Here is a 19,169-nt window from a genome sequence, read left to right on the forward strand (position 1 = left end):
CCGGCGGCCCGGGTGGGGCCGGCGGGCCGCCGTCGGGCTGGTCGTCGCGCCCGGTCACCGCAGCGCCCGCAGGCAGAGCAGGAGGCTGCGGGCCTCGATGTTGACCTGGTAGCTGAAGGCCGCCACGGTGGTCAGCTGGCGCAGGGTCAGCCAGGTGTAGTCCGGCGGTGTCGCGGTGGGAAAGCCCGAGTCCACCTCCACCACCATGTGCCGGGTCACCGCGTGGTGGAACCGGCCGCCCTCCTCCGACTGCAGCACGTCGTAGTGCACGCGCACCTCGTCGGAGAGGACCAGGTCGAGGTACTCCGGGCGGCCGTCCCGGGCCGGGCCGGTGAAGTTGTCCGGGGTGCACTGCACCGTCGGCCCCAGCTCGACGGTGTCCCGGTAGCCGGGCCGCAGGTCCGCGTGGGCGAGCACGTGCAGCACGCCGTCGATGCGTCGGACGACGAACGCCACCAGACCCGTCCCGCACGGCGCCAGCAACGGCTGGCACCACTGCGCCACCTCCCGGTTGCTGGCCCGCACCCGCCGGCCGACGATGCGGAAGAACCGGCCGGAGCGGTGGCGGATCTCGTCGTCGGTGCGGTACCAGTCCCGCACCTCGCGCAGCGGGACCTGCCGGGTCGTCAGGGTGGGACCGGCCTTGTTGGCGGTCAACCAGTTGCGGACCTCGAGCAGCGGTTGCCATGCGCCGTCGTCGGCGAGCGAGGACTCCGCCACCGCGCGGCCGATCGTCCCGGCGTCCCCGTCCCCGTCCCCGTCTTCGTCGGCGACCGCGTGGCCGGGCAGGCAGGACAGCACGGTACGGGCGTCCATGTTGACCAGGTTCGGCCGGTGCAGCAGGTCGTGGATCTGGCCGAGGGTCAGCCACACGAAGTCCTCGTGCGGTGCCACCTCGTCGGCGACCTCCACGATGATGTTCCGGTTGCGCTTGCCCCGGAACCAGGAGCCCTGCTCCGACTGGAGCACGTCCACGAGGACCCGGCCGCGCCCCGGTTCCAGGAAGTACTCCACGTAGCGGGACCGGGCGCCGCGGTGCGTGCGCTGGTAGTTGCTCGGGGTGGACTGCACGGTGGGGGAGAACTGGACGCCGTTGACGTTGCCCGGCTCCATCTTGGCCTGCATGAGGAAGTGCAGCACCCCGTCGATCTCCCGGGCCAGGATGCCGAGGATCGCCCGGTCGGGCTGGTGGATGATCGGCTGCCACCACTCGCCGACCGGCCCGCGGTCGGTCCGCGCGTGCAGGCCCTCGACGCTGAAGAACCGGCCGCTCTCGTGCACCAGGTCGCCGGAGCCGGGCGCGAAGTGCCAGCCGGTCAGGTCGGCGAACGGCACCTCGGTGACCTCGAACGGGTTCGCCCGCTGTCGCTGCGCGAGCCAGGCCGCCAGCCGGCCGGCCGAGCGGGGACGGTGCCGGGCCGACCGGGCCAGCCGGCGAGCGAGGTCGTCACGGTCGGCCCGCCCGGGGCCGGGTCGGGCGTCGGTGTGCGGCAGGAGCATGCTTCCTCCCTGACGGGGACGCGCTCGGCGGGACGCCGGTGGTCGGACGTCGGCCGGGTCGGGACCCGGGCGTCCGACCGGTGGGTCAGCCCCCGGCCAGCGGCGGGACGATGGCGACCGTGCTGTCGGCCCGGGCGGTCACCCGGGACCGGTCCGCCTTCTCGACGAGGTCCCCGTCGAGGTAGACGTTGTAGTAGGTCAGCGGCTCGCCCGTGTCGTCGAGCAGCCGGCGGCGGTAGACGGGGTACGTCTCGACGAACTCCCTGATGACGTCCCGCACGGTGCCCTCGCGGCACTCGAAACTCTTCTGCCCCCGGTGGGCCCAGCCGGCCGACAGCAACACCGTGACCATCGCTACCTCCCGTTGTCGTCGACGTCGGGGACCGCCGTGACGTCACGCGCACAACGGAAGCCGAGAGCGAAGTTGGACCATCCGGTCGCGTCCCCGTACAACCGTTCCGCGCACCGCACCTGGTAGCGGAAGTTCATCCAGGACCCGCCCCGGACCACCCGGAAGCGCCCCATCACCAGGTGGATCGTCGGGTCGCACCGGGTGGTGGGCGAGTACAGGTGCGCCACCGTGGACGTCCACTCGTAGACGTTGCCGGTCATGTCGGCGCACCCGTCGACGCTGTCGCCGCGCGGCGAGAACGCGCCGACCGGCGTGGTCTGCGGCATCGGCCCCTGCGCGGCGTGGATGGCCCCCCACCAGGTCCGCCAGGCGTCCAGGTCGCCGAGGGCCCCGGCCGTGTGCTCCGCGGTGTTGGCGTTCCGGCTGTCCCAGGTGTCGCCCCAGGGCCAGAGCCGGTACGACGGGCCGGTGGCGGCCCGCTCCCACTCCGACTCGGTGGGCAACCGCCGGCCCGCCCAGCGCGCGTACGCCTCGGCGTCTTCGAAGGAGATGTGCACGACGGGGTGGTCGTAGCGGTTGCGGACGCCGCTGCCGTACCCGGCCGGGCGGTGCCAGCAGGCGCCCTCGAGGATCTCCCAGTACTGCTCGCCGTAGACCATGCTGCCCCCGGCCCGCTCGGCGGACGTGACGTAGCCGGTGCGGGAGACGAAGGCGGCGAACTGGGCGACGGTCACCTGGTGCCGGTCGATGAGGTAGTCGGGCAGCGTGACCGGAGTCTGCGGCGTCTCGTCGGTGAACCAGTCGCGGGGGAAGGCCTGGCCCTCGCTGTCCAGCCAGTCCAGCGTCCGCTCGGGCGAGCCCTGCAGGAACGTCCCGCCCGGGACGCGGACCATGTCCTCGGGAGGCGCCTCCGGCGCGGGCCTGGCGGCGTCGAGGTCGCCGATGCGTGCCATCGCGTTAGCTCCCGTCCGGCCCGGTGACCGGGGTCGGCGTGGCCTCCAGGATGCCGACGACGCTCGGCGCCGGGCAGGGCGTGACGGATTCCAGCCGGAAGCCCGCCGCCCGCAGCAGCTCGCGGAACTCCGCCACGGTGCGCTCCCGGCCGCCGTGGCAGACCATCATGTTCAGGTCGTTCATGACCACCTGGGCGACGCTCGGCGCCGTGGTGACCGTCGCCGGCATCAGTGACTCGACGAGGATCACGCGGCTGTCGGGCCGGGCCGCCCGGCGGACGGTGCGCAGCACCTGCACGCACTGCTCGTCGTCCCAGTCGTGCAGCACGCTCTTGAGCACGTAGGCGTCCGCGCCCGACGGCACGGACACGAAGAAGTCACCGGCCTCCACCCCGCACCGGTCGGCGACGCCCTGCTCGGCGACGGTGCGCGCCGCGTCGGCCACGCCGTCGGGGGTGTCGAAGACCGTGCCGCGCAGGTGCGGGTGCGCCGCGAGCACCCCGGCGAGCAGGGCGCCGCTGCCGCCGCCCACGTCCACTACCGTGCGCAGGTCGCCGAAGTCGTACGCCGACAGCAGCGTGGGCACGAACGCCCGTGAGCCCTCGGCCATGGCCGCGTTGAACGCCGCCTGCCGCTGCGGGTCCGCCATCAGGTGGTCGAAGCAGCTCCGGCCGTGCACGTGCTCCCACGCCACCTCGCCGGTGCGCACGCTGTGTTCGAGCTGCCCCCACGCGGCCCAGCTCTCCGGCCCGGACAGCAGCAGCACCAGCTCCCGCATCGACCCGGTCACGCCCGCCCGCAGCACCTCGCCCTGTTCGGTGAGGGCGAAGGTGCCCGGCGCGGGCTCGTCGAGCACCTCCAGGAAGACCAGCGCCCGCAGCAGCCGGCGCAGCGACGGGGCGTCCGCGCCGGTGGCCACCGCGAGGTCGCCGACGTCCCGCGCGCCGTCGGCGAGCAGGTCCGGTATCCGCAGCCGGACCGCCACGTGCAGCGTCTGCGCCGTGAAGAACCCGTAGATCAGCTGTTGCATCCGGTGCCGCAGCCCGGGCCGGGTGGCGGTCGTGGTGAGTTCCATGCGTTCCTCCGGGTCGACGCGTCCGGTGGGTCAGCGGGCCGCGGCACCGGCGACGGCCCCGTCCGGCGACGGGGCGGCGATCAGCTCGGCCAGGTGCACCGCGATCGCCGTGACGGTGGGCTGCTGCCAGAACAGCGAGGCGGGCAGCAGCTGGCGGTAGGTCTTCTCCAGCCGCCGGCGCACGATGACCGTCATGACCGAGTCCATGCCCTGCTGCACCAGCGGCAGGCGCGGGTCGAGCGCTTCGGCGGCCAGCTTCATCTCGGCGGCGACCACCGCGCGCACCTCCTCGATCAGGCGCTCGCGCAGCTCCTCCGGGTCGAGGTCGGCCAGGGACTGCCGGGCCGGGCCGGTCCCGTCGGTGTCGGCGGCCGGGGCGTCGGGGACCACCGGGTAGCGCAGGCCCGTGAGCCGGGCGGTGACCGTGCCGTCCGCCCCGGAGACCGTCACGTCGACGGTGTTATCCCGCCCACCGTCCCGGACGACGTCGACGATGGCGACGGCCGGCGGCGCGCCGGTCGTCCAGATGCGCTCGATCGCGTCGACCAGGCGCAGCCGGGGCTCGCCGGGGAACGCGGCCGGCGCGATGGACACCGCCGCGTCGATGACGGCAGCCCAGTCCTCGGCCGGCTCGGGGAAGCGGACCCGGGCCCGCAGCCCGCCGTCGCCGGTGGTGAGGCGGTCGACCCGCCACGGGAAGCCCGTCTCGGGCACGCCGACCCGGGCCAGCCGGTCCCGGACGAGCCCCGGGTCGGCGACCACGCCGCCCGGCCCCCGGGTGTCGGCGGCCCGCGCCGGCGGGGCGGCGTCGTCCCCCGTCACGCGCGCGGTGGCGTGGGTCAGCCACGGCGCGGCGTCCGCGCCGGCCGGGCGGGAGGCGAGCAGCAGCTTTCCGCCGTCGTCCACCACCTGGATCTCCTGGCGCCCGGCCGTGGCCAGCGGCACCCGCATCGACAGGTCGTGCAGGGCCGCCGGCGCGCCGTCGCGGGCGCCGGCGGCGAGGAAGGTGGCGGCGAGCACCGCGGCCGGCACGAGCTCCGCGCCTTGCACGGTGTGGCTGCCCGGGTACGGACGGCTGGCGTCGCTGAGCACCGTGTGCCACAGCCGCAGCTCGCTGCCGGCGACGGTGGTCGCCGTGCCGAGCAGGGTGTGCGAGCCGATGTCGTGCCCGCCGGCGGCCACCGGGGGAGTGGGCTCGCGCCACAGCTCCTGGTGCCGCCAGGCGTACCGGGGCAGGTCGGTCAGCCCGCCGTCGGGCCGCAGCGCGGCCCAGTCGACCTCGACGCCGTGGCAGTGCGCCTCCGCCACGGCGGCGAGGGCCGTGCGGTGCCCGGGGGCGTGGCGGCGCAGCGTGGTCCCGACGTACCCGTCCTCGATGCCGGCGTGGTCGAGCGTCTCGCGCAGCGAGTGGGCGACGACCGGATGGGCGGAGATCTCGACGAACGTGCGGTGCCCGTCGGCGAGGGCGGCGGCGACCGCGTCGACCAGGCGGACCGGCCGGCGCAGGTTCGCCGCCCAGTACGCCCCGTCGCAGGCGGCCGCGGCGCGCGGGTCGTCGAGCACCGTCGAGTACATCGGCACGGTCCCCGCCGAGGTGCGCAGGTCGGTCGCGGCGGCCCGTAGCTCGTCGGCGAGGGCGTCCATGTGCGGGCTGTGGAAGGCCACGTCGGACTGCACCCGGCGGACCGCGATCCGGTCCGCCGGCCACTGCTCGATCACGGCGTCCACGGCGGCGATGTCGCCGGAGACCACGGTGGACGCGGGGGCGGAGGCGATCGCCGCGACCAGGTCGGCGCGGCCGGCGAGCCGCTCGGCGACGTCGGCGAACGGCAGGGTGACCATGGCCATCGCGCCCCGGCCGGCGACCCGCCGCAGCAGGGCGGACCGGCGGCAGATCAGCCGGGCCCCGTCGACCGGGGCCAGGATGCCCGCGGTCACGGCGGCGGCGACCTCGCCGACCGAGTGCCCGATGACGGCGGCCGGGCGGACCCCGTACGCCCGCCAGACCGCGGCCAGGCCGACGTGCATGGCGAAGGTCAGCGTCTGGATGCGGTCCACCCCGGCCAGCTCGGGGTCGGCGAGCGCCTGCCGCAGCGAGAAGCCGGCCTCCTCGGCGACGACCGGCTCGATCTCGTCGATCGCGGCGGCGAAGGCCGGTTCGTGGGCCAGCAGGTCGCGGCCCATGCCGGCCCAGTGCGAGCCGTGCCCGGAGAAGACCCAGACGGGCCGGGCGGGCCGGCCGGCCGGCGCCACTCCCGAGACCGTGTCGGGGTCCGGTTGGCCGGCGGCGAGCCGGCGCAGGGCGGCGACCGCCTCGTCGCGGTCCTGCCCGGTGACCACCGCCCGGTGGGTCAGGTGGGCCCGGCGGCGCGCGAGCGTGTGGCCGACGTCGGCCAGGCCCGGCCGGTCGTCCCCGCCGAGCCGGTCGGCGAGCCGGGCGGCCTGCTGGCGCAGGGCGGCGTCGGACCGGGCCGACAGCGGGAACAGCGGCCGGGTGGCGTCGTCGGCCGCCGGTGCGTCGGCGCCGGCGCGAACGGGCGGCGCCTCCTCCAGGACGATGTGGGCGATGGTGCCGCCGTAGCCGAACCCGGAGACCGCGGCGCGGCGCGGACCGTCCCGATCGGGCCAGGGCAGCGTGCCGGTCACCAGGCGCAGCCCGGTGCCGTCGCCGACGGCGTCGATCGGCTCGCCACGCAGCGGGGTGCCCGGGATCTGGCCGTGGTGCAGCGCGAGGACGGCCTTCATCAGCCCCGCGACGCCGGCGGCGCCCTCCAGGTGCCCGACGTTGGACTTGATCGAGCCGATGAGGCAGGGCCGGTCGCCGGGGCGGCCGGCGCCGTAGACGGCGGCCAGCGCGGTCGCCTCGACGGGGTCGCCGAGCTGGGTGCCGGTGCCGTGCGCCTCCACGTAGTCCACGCTGGCCGGGGCGACGCCCGCCCGGTCGCAGGCGCGGCGGACGACGTGTTGCTGCGCGGGGCCGGACGGGGCCATGATGCCGTCGGTGTGACCGTCCTGGTTGACCGCGCTGCCGCGGATCACCGCCAGGATCCGGTCGCCGTCTCGTTCGGCCTCGTCGAGCCGCTTGAGCACCAGCACGCCGCACCCCTCGCCGCGGCCGTACCCGTCGGCGTCGCGGTCGAACGACTTGCTCACGCCGTCTGGGGCGAGGGTGCCGGCGGCCTGGAGGGAGGCGTTCTGCCCGGGGGCGAGCACCAGGTTCACGCCGCCGGCCAGGGCCACCGTGCTCTCCCGCAGCAGCAGGCTCTGGCAGGCCAGGTGCACCGCGACCAGCGACGCCGAGCAGGCCGTGTCGACGGCGACGCTCGGGCCGCGCAGGTCCAGCGCGTAGGAGATGCGGTTGGCCAGGGCGCAGGTGGCCGCGCCGATCCCGGTGTACGCCTCGACGGTCGGCAGGTCCTCCAGCAGCCGGTCGCCGTAGTCGGTGGTGCTGACCCCGACGAAGACGCCCGTGTCGGTGCCGGTCAGCCGGGTGGGTGGCAGGCCGGCGTGCTCCAGGGCCTCCCAGCCGACCTCGAGCAGGATCCGCTGCTGCGGGTCCATCTCGGCCGCCTCCCGGGGCGAGAGGCCGAAGAACTCCGGGTCGAAGCCCGCGACGTCGCGCAGGTAGCTGCCGGCGGTGACGGTGTCGCGCAGCACCGCCTCGTACTCGGGGCCGCGCTCCCGGTAGGCGCGCCAGCGCTGAGCCGGGATCTCCCCGGCGGTCTGGCCGCCCTTGAGCAGCAGCTCCCAGAGGGCGTCCGGGGTGTCGACGTCGCCGGGCAGCCGGCAACCGATGCCGATGATGGCCACCTGGTACGGGTTGTCGGCGGGATCGTCCCGGGTCATCGTCGTACCTCCGTTGGTCGGGTCGCGGCGCGGGCGGGGGCGGTCAGCGGTCGACGTAGGGGTTGTCCAGCACGCGCAGGACGGCGGCGGTGAACTCCACGCCGGGGCCCATCGCGAGCCAGAGCACGTGGTCGCCGGCGGTGACCTCGCCGGCCTGCAGCGAGTGGTGCAGGGCGAGCAGGTGGTCGCTGGCCCCGCAGTGCCCGATCATGCGCCCGAAGTCGAAGGTGGACTTGTCCATCCCCAGCCCCAGGGGCGCCATGCAGCGCTGCTCGACCACCTCGCGGGAGTAGTTCATGAAGGAGACCTTGGCCAGGTCGGCGGTGCCGATGCCGGCCTCGGCGAGCGCTTGCTCGGCGACGGTGGTCATCGTCTCCTGGGCCTCGCCGAGCACGGCGAGCACGGGGGTCTGCTCGGTGATGTGGTAGAAGAGCCGGGCGCCGAAGTCGAGCTCCCGGCCGACGGTCATGCCGGGCGGGAACATCGGCTCGCCGCCGCGGTGCACCTCCTCGGCCTCCGGCACGGTGATGGAGCAGACCGACAGCAGCTCGGCGAAGCCGCTCTCGGTGCTCAGCACCACCGCCGAGGCGGCGTCGCCGAGGATGAAGCCGAGGTTGGTGCGCCAGCGGTCCAGCAGCGGGGTGCCGTAGTTGTCGGCGGCGACGAGCATCGCGGCCTTGCGTTCCGGCGCGGCCTTGAGGTAGCTGGCCGCGATCTCGAGCATGGTGAACATGCCGTTGCAGCCCTGCCGGATCTCGGTCGCCCGGGGCACCCCGCCGAGGAGGTAGTGCTGGAGGTAGGCGTGCGGCAGCCAGCCCTCGGGGCCCTGGTGCCAGGTGGCCGCGTAGAGCAGCAGGTCGATGTCGCCGCGGCCCAGCTCGCTCTCCTTGAGGGCGTCCTGGGCGGCGCGCAGCGCCATGTCCGGCGCGGGCAGCTCGCCGGCGATCGCGGCGCCGCCCAGCCCGTGCGTCTCGATGTCCTCCTGCGGGTACAGGCCCTGGGCGACGGCGTCCTCGACGGTGACGGTCTCAGGAAGGTAGGCCCCGATCCCACGGATGTACGTTCCGGCGGTGCGCATCGGCTTATCTCCTCGGCGTTGGATGTGATCGAGGCAATTCGCTTTAAGATTATATAGCGGCTGACGGGCGGTCAATGGCCGTCCGCGGGGCGATGTCGAGCGTCTCGTCGCCCCGCGCCAGCCCTGACAGCAGGGAGACGAACGAGATCTTCGGAGGCATCAGCCGGTCCGGGTCCACGATGGTCTGGGCGCGCAGGTGCAGCTCGTCGCGGCCGTGCGCGCCGTCGTAGAAGAACCGGATCAGTTCGATCAGGGCGGCGAGGAAGTCCCGGTAGCGGTCCTCGTACACCTGCATGAGGTGGCGCTCCTTCTCCGGCGCGGCCAGCGCCTCGTGCACCGCCCGGGACAGGCTGAGCGCGCCGCGCATCGCCAGCGTCACGCCGGAGGACAGCAGGGGGTCGATGAAGGCGGCCGCGTCACCGACCAGCACCCAGCCCGGCCCGGAGAACTGGGTGCACGCGTACGACCAGTCCCGCGCGGTGCGGTAGGCGTCGACCCGCCGCGCGCCGGCGGTGAGCCAGGAGACCTCGTTCGACTCCGCGATCTGTTTCTCCAGCAACTGCTCCGGGGGCAGGCCGGACTCGACGAACCGGTCCGACGGGGTGACGTACCCGATTCCGGTCAGGGTGCGGCTCAGCGGCGCGTACCAGAGCCAGCCGTGGGAACGGCTCTCGACGAGCAGGTCGCCCTCGTGGTCGCCGGGGTAGCGCAGCGCCCCGGCGTAGTAGCTCCACGTCGCCATGTTGCGCAGGTCGTCGTGCCAGGAGACCAGCCCGAAGTGCCGGCCGAGCCAGCGCTGCTGCCCTGACGCGTCGACCACGATCGCGGCGCGGGCGTCGACCGGGTCGGCCTCACCCCGGAACTGGTAGCTGACGCCCGCGATCCGGTCGCCGTCGGTCAGCGGCCCCCGGACGGTGGCTCCCTCGACCACCACCACGCCCAGTTCCCGCGCCCGGTCCAGCAGCATCGCGTCGAACTCGGCGCGCCGGACCTGCCACGAGTAGTCGAACCGGGCGTCGCGGATCTCCCGGAACCGGAACGACCACGGGGCGGTCTGGTCGGCCCCCCACAGCAGGCTACCGCCGTGTTTGATCTGGAAGCGCAGCTCCGCCATCCGCTCGCGCACGCCGAGCGCGTCCAGGGTGAGGGTGACGCCGCTGATCAGGGACTCGCCGATGTGGTAGCGGGGGAACTTCTCGCGCTCCAGCAGCAGGACCCGGTGGCCCTCCTGGGCGAGCAGACCGGCCGTGCTCGATCCGGCCGGGCCGCCGCCCACGACGATCACGTCGTACTCGGGTTCGGGATGGCTCATGGTCGACAACTCCTCCTGCTCGGACAGGGACGTCGCGGCGCTCAACCGCCCGGCGTGAACGCGATCGGCAGGCTGGCCAGGCCCCGGAACATGGTGCGCGGCTGATAGGTCAGGCCGTCCGGCGCGCAGCCCAGCCGCAGGCCCGGCAGCCGGGCCAGCGCTGCCACCGCGGCGCGCAGCTGCGTACGGGCGAGGTAGGACCCGAGGCAGTAGCGCATCCCCGCGCCGAAGGACAGCGACGGGACGGGGTCCCGCCGGATGTCGAACTCGTCGGGCCGGTCGTACCGCCGGGGGTCCCGGTTCGCCGCGCCGGCCAGGACGACCACGACGTCGTCGCGGCGCAACTGCCGGCCGTTCAGCTCCACGTCGACGTCGAGCTGCCGGGTGTTGGACTGCACCGACGGGTCGTACCGCAGGCATTCCTCGACGGCCTGGGCCAGCAGCTCCGGCCGACGCCGGAGCAGGTCGAGCTGGTCCGGGTGCGCCAGCAGGCTCAGCACGGCGTTGCCCACCTGGCTGGCCACCGTCTCGTGGCCGGTGAAGATGAACGTGACCACCGTGCTGACGATCTCGTTGCGGCTCATCAGGCCGCGGTCGTGGGCGTCGAGCATCAGCGCCAGCAGGTCCTCGCCGCCCTCGCGCCGCCGCCTCGCGAGGGCCCGCTCCACGTAGTCGGCGAACTCGGCGATCGCCGCGTGGCCGCGATGCATGTCTTCGGCGCTGGCACCCCGGTCCAGGGTCCGCCCCACGTCGCGCGACCACCGCCCGACCGGCTCCCAGTCGGCGGCGGGCAGGCCGAGCAGGCCGAGGACCGCGCGCAGCGCCAGCGGGTACGCCAGCTCGTCGACCACGTCCAGCGCGCCCCGGGCCAGGGCGGGCCGCAGCAGGTCGTCGACGGTGCCGGCGATGACCGGTTCCAGCCGGCGCAGCGCGGACGGCGAGAAGGCCGGGCCGACCACCCCGCGCAGCCGGCCGTGGTCGGGCTCGTCCTGGAACAGGATGATGTCGCCGACGATCTCGGCGAGCAGCCCGGGCCCGACGAGGTCGGTCCAGAACCGGCGGATGCCGGTCCGGGCGAAGCGTTCGTCGCCGAGCACGCCGCGCACGTCGGCGAAGCGGGACACGTACCAGACCCGGTGGGCGCCGAGATGCACCGGGTCGTGCCGCAGCAGCCAGTGGTAGGACGGGTACGGGTCACGCCGGACGTCGGCGTCGGTGGGATCGAACGCGGTCACGGCATCGACCAGCACGAGGTGCCCCTTCCAGTGGCTCCCCGCGCCGCCCGCCGCCGACGGTGGCGGCGGCGGGCGGCGCGACCGGCTCAACCCGAGATGCGCGCGACGATGCGCCGTACCGTCTCCGCGGGCGTGGGCAGCGCGACCATCTCCTCGCGTACCTCCCGGGCCGCGGTGCGCAGCGACTCGTCCCCGATGAGCCGGCGCAGCAGGTCCGCGTCGACCTTGTCCGACGTGCTGACCAGGCCGATGCCGCGCCGGCTGACGGCCTCCCGGGCGGTGTGCTGGAACTGGTCGCGCGGGTCCGGGGCGAGCAGCTGCGGGATGCCGGCGTCGATGGCGGTCATCACGGTGCCGCCGCCGCCGTGGTGCACCACCGCGGTGCACGTACGCAGCAGGGTGTGCAGCGGCGTCCAGCCGACCGACCGGACGTTGCGCGGCAGCGTGCCCAGCGGGCTGATGTCGAGGTCGCCGAGGGCGAGCACGAAGTCGGCGTCCACCTCGCCGGCGGCGGCGATGATGGGCTCCACGGCGGCGATGCCGAACGCCTGGAGCTCGATGGTGCCCATGGTGATCGCCACCTCGGGCCGGGCGGGCACCGGCGGCAGCCGGTCGCCGAGGACGGCGCCGCCGCCGTACGGCACCCAGCGCATGAACCAGCCCTCGGGCTCCGCCTCCAGCAGCAGGCTCGGCGGGAACGACTCGATCGTCGCCACCGGCTCGGGCAGGCTGACCTGGTGCTTGTCCATGAGGTCGGTCAGGAAGGAGGCGATCGAGCGGTGCATGCCCCGGGTCCGCCAGGCACTCTGGTTGCGCTGCACGGCCGGCACCCCGGCGCGGTCGGCGGCCAGCAGCCCGACGCTGGCCCCCTGCTCGTAGACCACCAGGTCGGGCCGGAAGTCGTCGGTCAGGGCGATGGTCCCGTCGACCAGCGGGCGGTTCACCGCCGCGATCTGCACCCCCCACTCCTCCAGGTCGATCGCGGGACGCGCGGCGACGGTCTCGGCGAAGCGCGGGTTGTCCTTCGCCACCTGCTCGAAGACCTTGACCGCGCTGAAGTCGGGCGCCACGTCGACCACCTCCAGGCCGGCGGCAGCGGCCCGGTCGGCGTGCTCGGCGACCGCGATCAGCACGTCGTGTCCGGCCGTGCGGAAGCCCCAGGCGAGCTGGATCAGCGGGAAGAGGTGGCCGATACCGGGGGAGGAGACGAACAGCACGCGCATGTCGAAGCCCTTCTGTTCGGGGTTGCGGCGGGGATCACCAGCCGGACTTGATCGTTTCGACGACGTGGGACCGGTCGTCCTCGGTGAGCCACCAGCCCACCGGGATGTGGACCACGCGGTCCGCCACCCGGTCCAGCCCGGGCAGGGTGGTACGGGCCGACGCGACGCAGCTGTGCGCGTCGTTGCGGCGTGAGACGACGCTGGTGGCGATGCCGGCGTCGCGCAGCCGGCGCATGAAGGCGGGACGGTCGCGGACCTTCAGCGGATACATCCAGAAGGCGGGCTCCCGGTCGTCGGCGCGCTCGGTCTGCTCGACGCCGTCGATGCCGGCCAGTTCCTTGTCGTAGAACGCGGCGTTCTCCCGGTGCCGGCGCAGCAGCTCGTCGACCCGTTCCAGGTTGGACAGGCCGATCGCCCCGCCGATCTCGTTGAGGATGAACCGGTAGCCCCACTCGGCGACGTCGTAGTCGCCGGTGATCCGGTCCGACGCCCGCTCGATGCCGAGCCAGCGGCGCAGCCGAAGTCGGTCGTACAGGTCGTCGTCGGGCAGCACGACGAAGCCGCCGCTGCCGGTCGTGAGGATCTTGATTGCGCCGGTGCTGTACACGCAGACGTTGCCGTGCGTGCCCAGTGGCGTGCCCCGGTAGGTGGCGCCCCACGCCTGCGCGCAGTCCTCGACGACCAGCGGGCGGCGGGCGTACCCCGCCGTGGCCCGGTCCACGACGGCGCGCAGCCGGTTGAGGTCCACCGGGTAGCCGAGCCAGTGGACCACCACGATGGCCCGGGTGGCGGGCGAGATCTTCGCGGCCAGGTCGTCGAGGTCCATGTTGAGGGTGGCCGGGTCGACGTCCACCCACCGGATGCGCAGCCCGTTGGCGAGGATGGGCCAGTTCGTGCCCTCGAAGGTCAGCGGCGTGGTGAGCACCTCGCCCGGGCCGTCGTGCTCCGGCTCGCCGGCCCCCGGCCGCGCGGCGAGGCTCAGGGCCAGGTGGAGCCCGGCCGTCCCGCAGTTGACCGAGACCACCCGGGGGTTGCCGATGCGGCTGCCCACGGCCGCCTCGTACTCGGCGACGGTCGGCCCGTGCTCCAGCCGGCCACTGCTCAGGACGGCGGAGACGCGGGTGCCGACGTCCGGAGACATGGCCACCTTGGACAGCGGGATCATGGCGCCCCTCTCGCTAGTTGCCACATGATTCTCAAGTCCCCCCGGAGGGCCGTCAAGGGATCCCTGTCGATATCGCCCGACAGGCGTTCTTCCTGATTGCGGAACTTGCAGCCGGCGAGGTGAGGAGGTTGAGAAATGTATATCTTCAACGGGTCGCCGGACGCCGCGTCCGGCACCGGGTGCACGGGAGGTCCGGGGTGTCGTCGCTGCATGTCCGGCTCGGGCGGACCGGCCTGCGGGTCAGCCGGGTCGCGATCGGGACCGTCAACTTCGGCGGCCGGGTCGACGAGGCCGACGCCCACCGGCTGCTCGACCACGCCGTCGCGCAGGGGATCAACCTGGTCGACACCGCCGACATCTACGGCTGGCGGGTGCACCGGGGCTGGACCGAGGAGATGATCGGGCGCTGGCTCGCCAAGGACCCGGCCCGCCGGGACGAGGTGGTCCTCGCGACCAAGGTCGGCAACCCGATGGGGGACGGCCCCAACGCCCGGGGCCTGTCGGCCCGACACGTCGTCGCGGCCTGCGAGGCGTCGCTGCGCCGGCTCCAGACCGACACCATCGACCTCTACCAGATGCACCATGTCGACCGGGAGGTCGGCTGGGACGAGATCTGGCAGGCCATGGAGCAGCTCGTCCGGCAGGGCAAGGTCCGCTACGTCGGCTCCTCGAACTTCGCCGGCTGGGACCTGGTCAGCGCCCAGGAGGCCGCGCGCCGGCACCGGCTGCTCGGGCTGGTCAGCGAGCAGTGCGTCTACAACCTGGTCAGCCGGTACGTCGAGCTGGAGGTGCTCCCGGCCGCCGCCGCCGAGGGCATCGGGGTGCTCGTCTGGTCACCGCTGCACGGCGGGCTGCTCGGCGGCGTGCTGCGGAAGCTGGCCGACGGCACCGCGGTCAAGTCCGCGCAGGGACGGGCCGCCGAGGCGGTCGAGCACCACCGCGCGACCCTCGCCGCGTACGAGAAGTTCTGCGCCGAGGCCGGCCGGGACCCGGCGGAGGTCGGCATGGCCTGGGTGCTGCACCGGCCGGCGGTGACCGCCGCGGTCGTCGGGCCGCGTACTCCCGAACACCTGGACGGCGCCCTGCGGGCCCTGCACCGGCCGCTGTCCGCGGCCGAGCTCGCCCGGCTCGACGAGCTGTTCCCGCCGCTCGGCCGGGGCGGCGCCGCCCCGGACGCCTGGATGTCCTGACCCGACCCGCGCCGGCGCGCCCGGGACCCCGACCACGGACGGAGTCGACGATGGCCCACCTCCTGATCGTCAACGTCGCCAGCCACGGCCTGATCCTGCCCACCCTCACCGTGGTCACCGAGCTGGTCCGGCGCGGCCACCGGGTCAGCTACGTCACCGCCGGTGGGTTCGCCGAGCCGGTCCGCGCCGCCGGCGCGACGGTCGTCCCCTACCAGTCGGAGATCATCGACGCGGACGCCGCCGAGGTGTTCGGCTCGGACGACCTCGGCGTCCGCCCCCACCTGATGTACCTGCGCGAGAACGTCTCGGTGCTCCGGGCCACCGCCGCCGCGCTCGACGGCGACGTGCCGGACCTGGTCCTCTACGACGACTTCCCGTTCATCGCCGGGCAGTTGCTGGCCGCCCGCTGGCGGCGGCCGGCCGTCCGGCTCAGCGCGGCGTTCGCGTCGAACGAGCACTACTCGTTCTCCCAGGACATGGTCACCCTGGCCGGCACGATCGACCCGCTCGACCTGCCGGTGTTCCGCGACACCCTGCGGGACCTGCTGGCCGAGCACGGCCTGTCCCGGTCGGTCGTGGAGTGCTGGAACCACGTGGAGGAACTCAACCTGGTCTTCGTCCCGAAGGCGTTCCAGATCGCCGGCGACACCTTCGACGACCGCTTCGTCTTCGTCGGGCCGTGCTTCGACGACCGGCGGTTCCTCGGCGAGTGGAGCCGCCCGGCCGACGACCTGCCGGTGGTGCTGGTGTCGCTCGGCACCACCTTCAACGACCGGCCCGGCTTCTTCCGCGACTGCGCGCGGGCGTTCGACGGCCAGCCGTGGCACGTGGTGATGACGCTGGGCGGCCAGGTCGACCCCGCGGCTCTCGGCGACCTGCCGCCCAACGTCGAGGCGCACCGCTGGGTTCCGCACGTCAAGGTGCTCGAACAGGCGACGGTCTGCGTGACGCACGGCGGCATGGGCACCCTCATGGAGGCGCTGTACTGGGGGCGCCCGCTGGTGGTCGTGCCGCAGTCCTTCGACGTGCAGCCGATGGCCCGGCGCGTCGACCAGCTCGGCCTCGGCGCGGTGCTGCCCGGGGAGAAGGCCGACGGCGACACGCTGCTCGCCGCCGTCGGGGCCGTCGCGGCCGACCCCGCGCTGATCTCCCGGGTCGAGGCCATGCGGGGCCACGTCCGCCGGGCCGGCGGCGCGGCCCGGGCCGCCGACGCGGTGGAGGCGCACCTGGCCCGCGCCCGCTGACCCCGCCCGCGCATTGACCGGCCGCGCACGGCACTGCCCGGGCGGTGCGGCGGCCGGTGGCGCGGGCGCTCAGCCGGCGGCGGGCACCGGACGCGCGCCCGCGGGGACGGTGCCGTCGCGGAGCTGCGCGGGACGTAGCTGCTCGGTCAGCAGGGTGCGGTACCGCGCGACGAGCGGCTCGCCGGCCGGCCGGGCGGCGAGCCACCCGCCGACCAGCCGGGCCCCCTCGATGTACGTCACCGAGTAGGCCCGCCACAGCGGGTCGGTCAGGAAGGTGGCGATCTGCTCGGCCCGGTCGCGGGGCAGCAGCAGCCACCGGTGCAGGTGCTCCACCGCGTCGTCGATCGACGCCCCCCGGTCGTGCAGCAGGATCGCCGCGTCCTGCCGGGCCGGCATCAGCTCGTTGACGAGCCCCACCATCCGCTCGACGAGTTCGCCCTCGACGGGCACCCCCTCGTCGGCCAGCACCTCGGTGGTCCACCGTCCCCAGCCGGGCCCGAGCAGCGCCGCCGCCGCGTGTTCGGCCGTGCCCTCCGCCACCAGGCACTGCGGGGTGTTGACCAGGGCGATCCGGTGCTCGTCCCAGCCCCGGGCGAGCACCAGGCCGGCCTCCTTGAGGCAGTGCTCGGTGTGGTGGCCCGGGTATGCCTCGTGGGTGGCCATCAGCGGCAGCACGGCGATGGTCCGCCCCGCCGTCTCGTTCAGCGTCACCGTGGAGCGGAAGCCGCCGTGGTACCGGTTGAACGCGTTCCATGGCCGGTCGCGTACCACCTCGATGTCGACCCGCTCGGCGTCGGGCAGGCCGAGCAGCGGCCGGGCGCGGGCGCGCAGCGCGTCGGCGACGGCCCGCACGGCGTGCCCCAGCCGCTCCGGCGGCACCACGTTGCGGGCGTAGAACGCCTCGACCTTGTCCATCAGCGGGTCGGTGCCCGGCAGCAGCGCGTCGATGGCGTCGTGGGCGGCGGCGTACCGGTCCGGGTCGCCCAGCCCCACTTCGACGTCGAAGTAGGTCTCCACCTCGGCCAGGAAGCCGGTCTGCTCGCCCGCCGCCCGCCGGGCCGCGCACTCCACCGCGGTCAGTTGCGCGGCGAGGAACCGCCGCCGCTCCTCCTCGAGGTCCGCGTCGCCCAGGCGGCGCAGCAGGTCGCGGGCCTGCCCGGCCAGCTCCGCCGGGTCCGGCGCCGGCTCCGCGGCGACCCGCTCGGCGAGGGCCGGGTCGCCGAACCAGCAGTCGACGTAGCCCTCGACGAGCCGGCCCATCCGCAGCCCGAGCGCGAGGTAGTCGGCGACCACCGCGTCGGCGGCGACACCGGTCACCGGTCCACCCCGAGCCGCACGTCGGCGAGGTCGGGCAGGCCGGCGAGCGCCGGCAGGGCGGTCGCGTGCCGCACCCGGGGCCCGCGCGGCGCGGCGTCCGTGGCCCGCCGGAACAGCAGGGGTACGACCGCGGCGTCGGCGAGCAGCAGCCGTTCCACCTCCTGCCACCGCGCGACCGCCTCGCGCGGGTCGGCGGCGTCCAGCGCGCGCTCGACCAGCCCGTCGACCCGGGCGTCGCGGTAGCCGCCGGGATTGCCGGGCCCCTCGCCGACCAGCGGTTGCAGGAACACCCGGGCGTTGCCGTAGGCCCAGGGCGCGGTGAACACGGCCACCGCCAGGTCCCACCGCAGGGCGGGCGCGTCGCCCGTGCCGGCGAGCAGGGCCCGGTGGTTGGCGTCGTCGAGCGCGACCAGGCGTACGTCGATGCCGGCGGCACCGAGGTCGGCCGCCCACGAGCGGGCCAGCGCCAGGTCCTCGGCCCTGTCGGGATGCACCGCGGTCAGGGTGAGCCCGTCCGGGTGCCCCGCGGCGGCGAGCCGCTTGCGCGGGTCCGCGCCGGCGTCGGGGGCCGGGTCGGCGAGCGGGTCGGGCTGTCGGTGTCCGTCGTTGCCGGGGGGCACGACGGTGTGCGCGGCGCGGACCTCGGACCACGGGTCGGCGGCCCGGGCGATGCGCACCAGCGCCGCCCGGTCGACCGCCCCGGCGACGACCCGGCGCACCGCGGCGTCGGCGACGGCCGGGTTGGCGGGGTCGCGCAGGTTGAACACCAGGCAGGGGTCGAGCCGGTGACCGGGCACCGGGCCGCTCGGCACGCCCCACGGCAGGTCGGCGTCGTCGGCGGCGAGCCGGTCGGTCAGTTCGCGCGGTCCGCCCGTGGCGACGCGGAACTCGACGGCGTCGAACCGCTGCTGGCGGATCGGGTCGGTCTCCGCGCGCCACGCCGGGTTCGGCTCCAGCCGGATCGTGCCCCCCGGGCGCCACGACACGACGCGGTACGGGCCGTTGGCGACCAGGTGCTCGTGCAGGTCGACGCTGCCCGGCAGGTGGGCGTCGTACTCCGCCGGGGCCGGGGAGGCGCCGCTCAGCGCCAGCATGTCGACGAAGTCCAGCGCCGGGCGGTCCAGCTCGAAGACCACCGTCTCGTCGTCGACGGCGAAGACCCCGGGGATGTCGTGGGCGTCCTGGAAGCCGGCGAGCAGCGCGGCGGTGACCGGGCGGCCGGCGACCGCCGCGGCGTACTCGTCGCAGTACCGGCCCATGCCCCGCAGGGTGCCCCGGAAGTACGCCAGCGCGGGGTGCCGGGTGAGCGGGTTGGCCAGCCGCTTGAAGCCGCGTACGACGTCGTGCGCGGTCACCGGCCGGGGGGTCGGCGTGTCCCAGAGCACCCCGGGGCGCAGGTGCACCACGTAGCTGCGGTGGCTGGCGCCCAGGCCGGCGTTGTAGGTCGACGGGACGTCGGCGGCCAGGTCGGCGACCGGCGCGAGGGCGCGCCAGTCGCCCGGGTCGGGCTCCGGGCGGTAGCTGATCAGCTGCCGGGTGCACAGCCGCAGCAACTGGCGCTCGGCCGGCGACCAGGCGGCCGCCGGGTCCGCCTGGTGGACGGCGGCCGGCCCGAGCAGCCGCAGGGTGCCCCACCGCCGGGTGTCGTTCGTCGTCGTTGCACTGCGCGCCTGCGTCAC

Annotated in this window: 14 protein-coding genes; 2 read left to right on the top strand and 12 right to left on the bottom strand. The window is 74.7% G+C overall.

Annotated features, from left to right (window positions below; genetic code table 11):
• Window positions 1–54: 54 nt before the first annotated feature.
• The 10 genes from ACGF5C_RS28670 to ACGF5C_RS28715 form a co-directional block, all read right to left on the bottom strand.
• A complete protein-coding gene (locus tag ACGF5C_RS28670; protein WP_393306576.1) occupies window positions 55–1,500 on the bottom strand; it encodes an NDP-hexose 2,3-dehydratase family protein in 1,446 nt (481 codons plus the stop codon).
• A gap of 85 nt (window positions 1,501–1,585) precedes the next feature.
• Entirely contained in the window at window positions 1,586–1,852 is a 267-nt protein-coding gene (locus tag ACGF5C_RS28675; RefSeq protein ID WP_350677252.1) for a MoaD/ThiS family protein, read from the bottom strand.
• Between the two features lie 2 nt (window positions 1,853–1,854).
• The gene (locus ACGF5C_RS28680) at window positions 1,855–2,805 is read right to left on the bottom strand and encodes a formylglycine-generating enzyme family protein (RefSeq protein WP_393306578.1); all 951 of its coding nucleotides are present in this window, start codon (window positions 2,803–2,805) and stop codon (window positions 1,855–1,857) included.
• A 4-nt stretch (window positions 2,806–2,809) separates the two neighbouring features.
• Window positions 2,810–3,880 (bottom strand): methyltransferase, encoded by a 1,071-nt coding sequence (locus ACGF5C_RS28685; protein WP_393306580.1) that lies wholly within the window; start codon window positions 3,878–3,880, stop codon window positions 2,810–2,812.
• A gap of 30 nt (window positions 3,881–3,910) precedes the next feature.
• The gene (locus tag ACGF5C_RS28690; protein WP_393306582.1) at window positions 3,911–7,726 is read right to left on the bottom strand and encodes a type I polyketide synthase; all 3,816 of its coding nucleotides are present in this window, start codon (window positions 7,724–7,726) and stop codon (window positions 3,911–3,913) included.
• A 43-nt stretch (window positions 7,727–7,769) separates the two neighbouring features.
• Window positions 7,770–8,804: a ketoacyl-ACP synthase III family protein gene (locus tag ACGF5C_RS28695; protein WP_393306584.1), complete on the bottom strand. Its 1,035-nt coding sequence runs from the start codon at window positions 8,802–8,804 to the stop codon at window positions 7,770–7,772.
• 49 nt (window positions 8,805–8,853) lie between these two features.
• The gene (locus ACGF5C_RS28700; RefSeq protein ID WP_393306586.1) at window positions 8,854–10,116 is read right to left on the bottom strand and encodes an NAD(P)/FAD-dependent oxidoreductase; all 1,263 of its coding nucleotides are present in this window, start codon (window positions 10,114–10,116) and stop codon (window positions 8,854–8,856) included.
• 41 nt (window positions 10,117–10,157) lie between these two features.
• Complete coding sequence (locus ACGF5C_RS28705; RefSeq protein WP_393306588.1) at window positions 10,158–11,366, bottom strand: cytochrome P450; 1,209 nt, start codon at window positions 11,364–11,366, stop codon at window positions 10,158–10,160.
• A gap of 71 nt (window positions 11,367–11,437) precedes the next feature.
• Complete coding sequence (locus ACGF5C_RS28710; protein ID WP_393306590.1) at window positions 11,438–12,574, bottom strand: nucleotide disphospho-sugar-binding domain-containing protein; 1,137 nt, start codon at window positions 12,572–12,574, stop codon at window positions 11,438–11,440.
• A gap of 34 nt (window positions 12,575–12,608) precedes the next feature.
• Window positions 12,609–13,739 (bottom strand): DegT/DnrJ/EryC1/StrS family aminotransferase, encoded by a 1,131-nt coding sequence (locus tag ACGF5C_RS28715; RefSeq protein WP_393306592.1) that lies wholly within the window; start codon window positions 13,737–13,739, stop codon window positions 12,609–12,611.
• Window positions 13,740–13,936: 197 nt separating this feature from the next.
• Here ACGF5C_RS28715 and ACGF5C_RS28720 point away from each other — a divergent pair, with 197 nt between their 5' ends.
• The gene (locus tag ACGF5C_RS28720) at window positions 13,937–14,929 is read left to right on the top strand and encodes an aldo/keto reductase (protein WP_363709474.1); all 993 of its coding nucleotides are present in this window, start codon (window positions 13,937–13,939) and stop codon (window positions 14,927–14,929) included.
• 50 nt (window positions 14,930–14,979) lie between these two features.
• Window positions 14,980–16,173, top strand: a complete 1,194-nt coding sequence (locus tag ACGF5C_RS28725) for a macrolide family glycosyltransferase (RefSeq protein ID WP_393306594.1) — start codon at window positions 14,980–14,982, stop codon at window positions 16,171–16,173.
• 69 nt (window positions 16,174–16,242) lie between these two features.
• Here ACGF5C_RS28725 and ACGF5C_RS28730 read toward each other — a convergent pair whose 3' ends face one another.
• On the bottom strand, window positions 16,243–17,433 hold the full coding sequence (locus ACGF5C_RS28730; protein WP_393306634.1) for a DUF885 domain-containing protein: 1,191 nt from the start codon (window positions 17,431–17,433) through the stop codon (window positions 16,243–16,245).
• A 53-nt stretch (window positions 17,434–17,486) separates the two neighbouring features.
• Window positions 17,487–19,169, bottom strand: coding sequence for an ABC transporter substrate-binding protein (locus ACGF5C_RS28735; protein ID WP_393306596.1), 1,683 nt, complete (start codon window positions 19,167–19,169; stop codon window positions 17,487–17,489).

The sequence above is a fragment of the Micromonospora sp. NPDC047620 genome (assembly GCF_043205005.1).
Lineage (GTDB): Bacteria > Actinomycetota > Actinomycetes > Mycobacteriales > Micromonosporaceae > Micromonospora.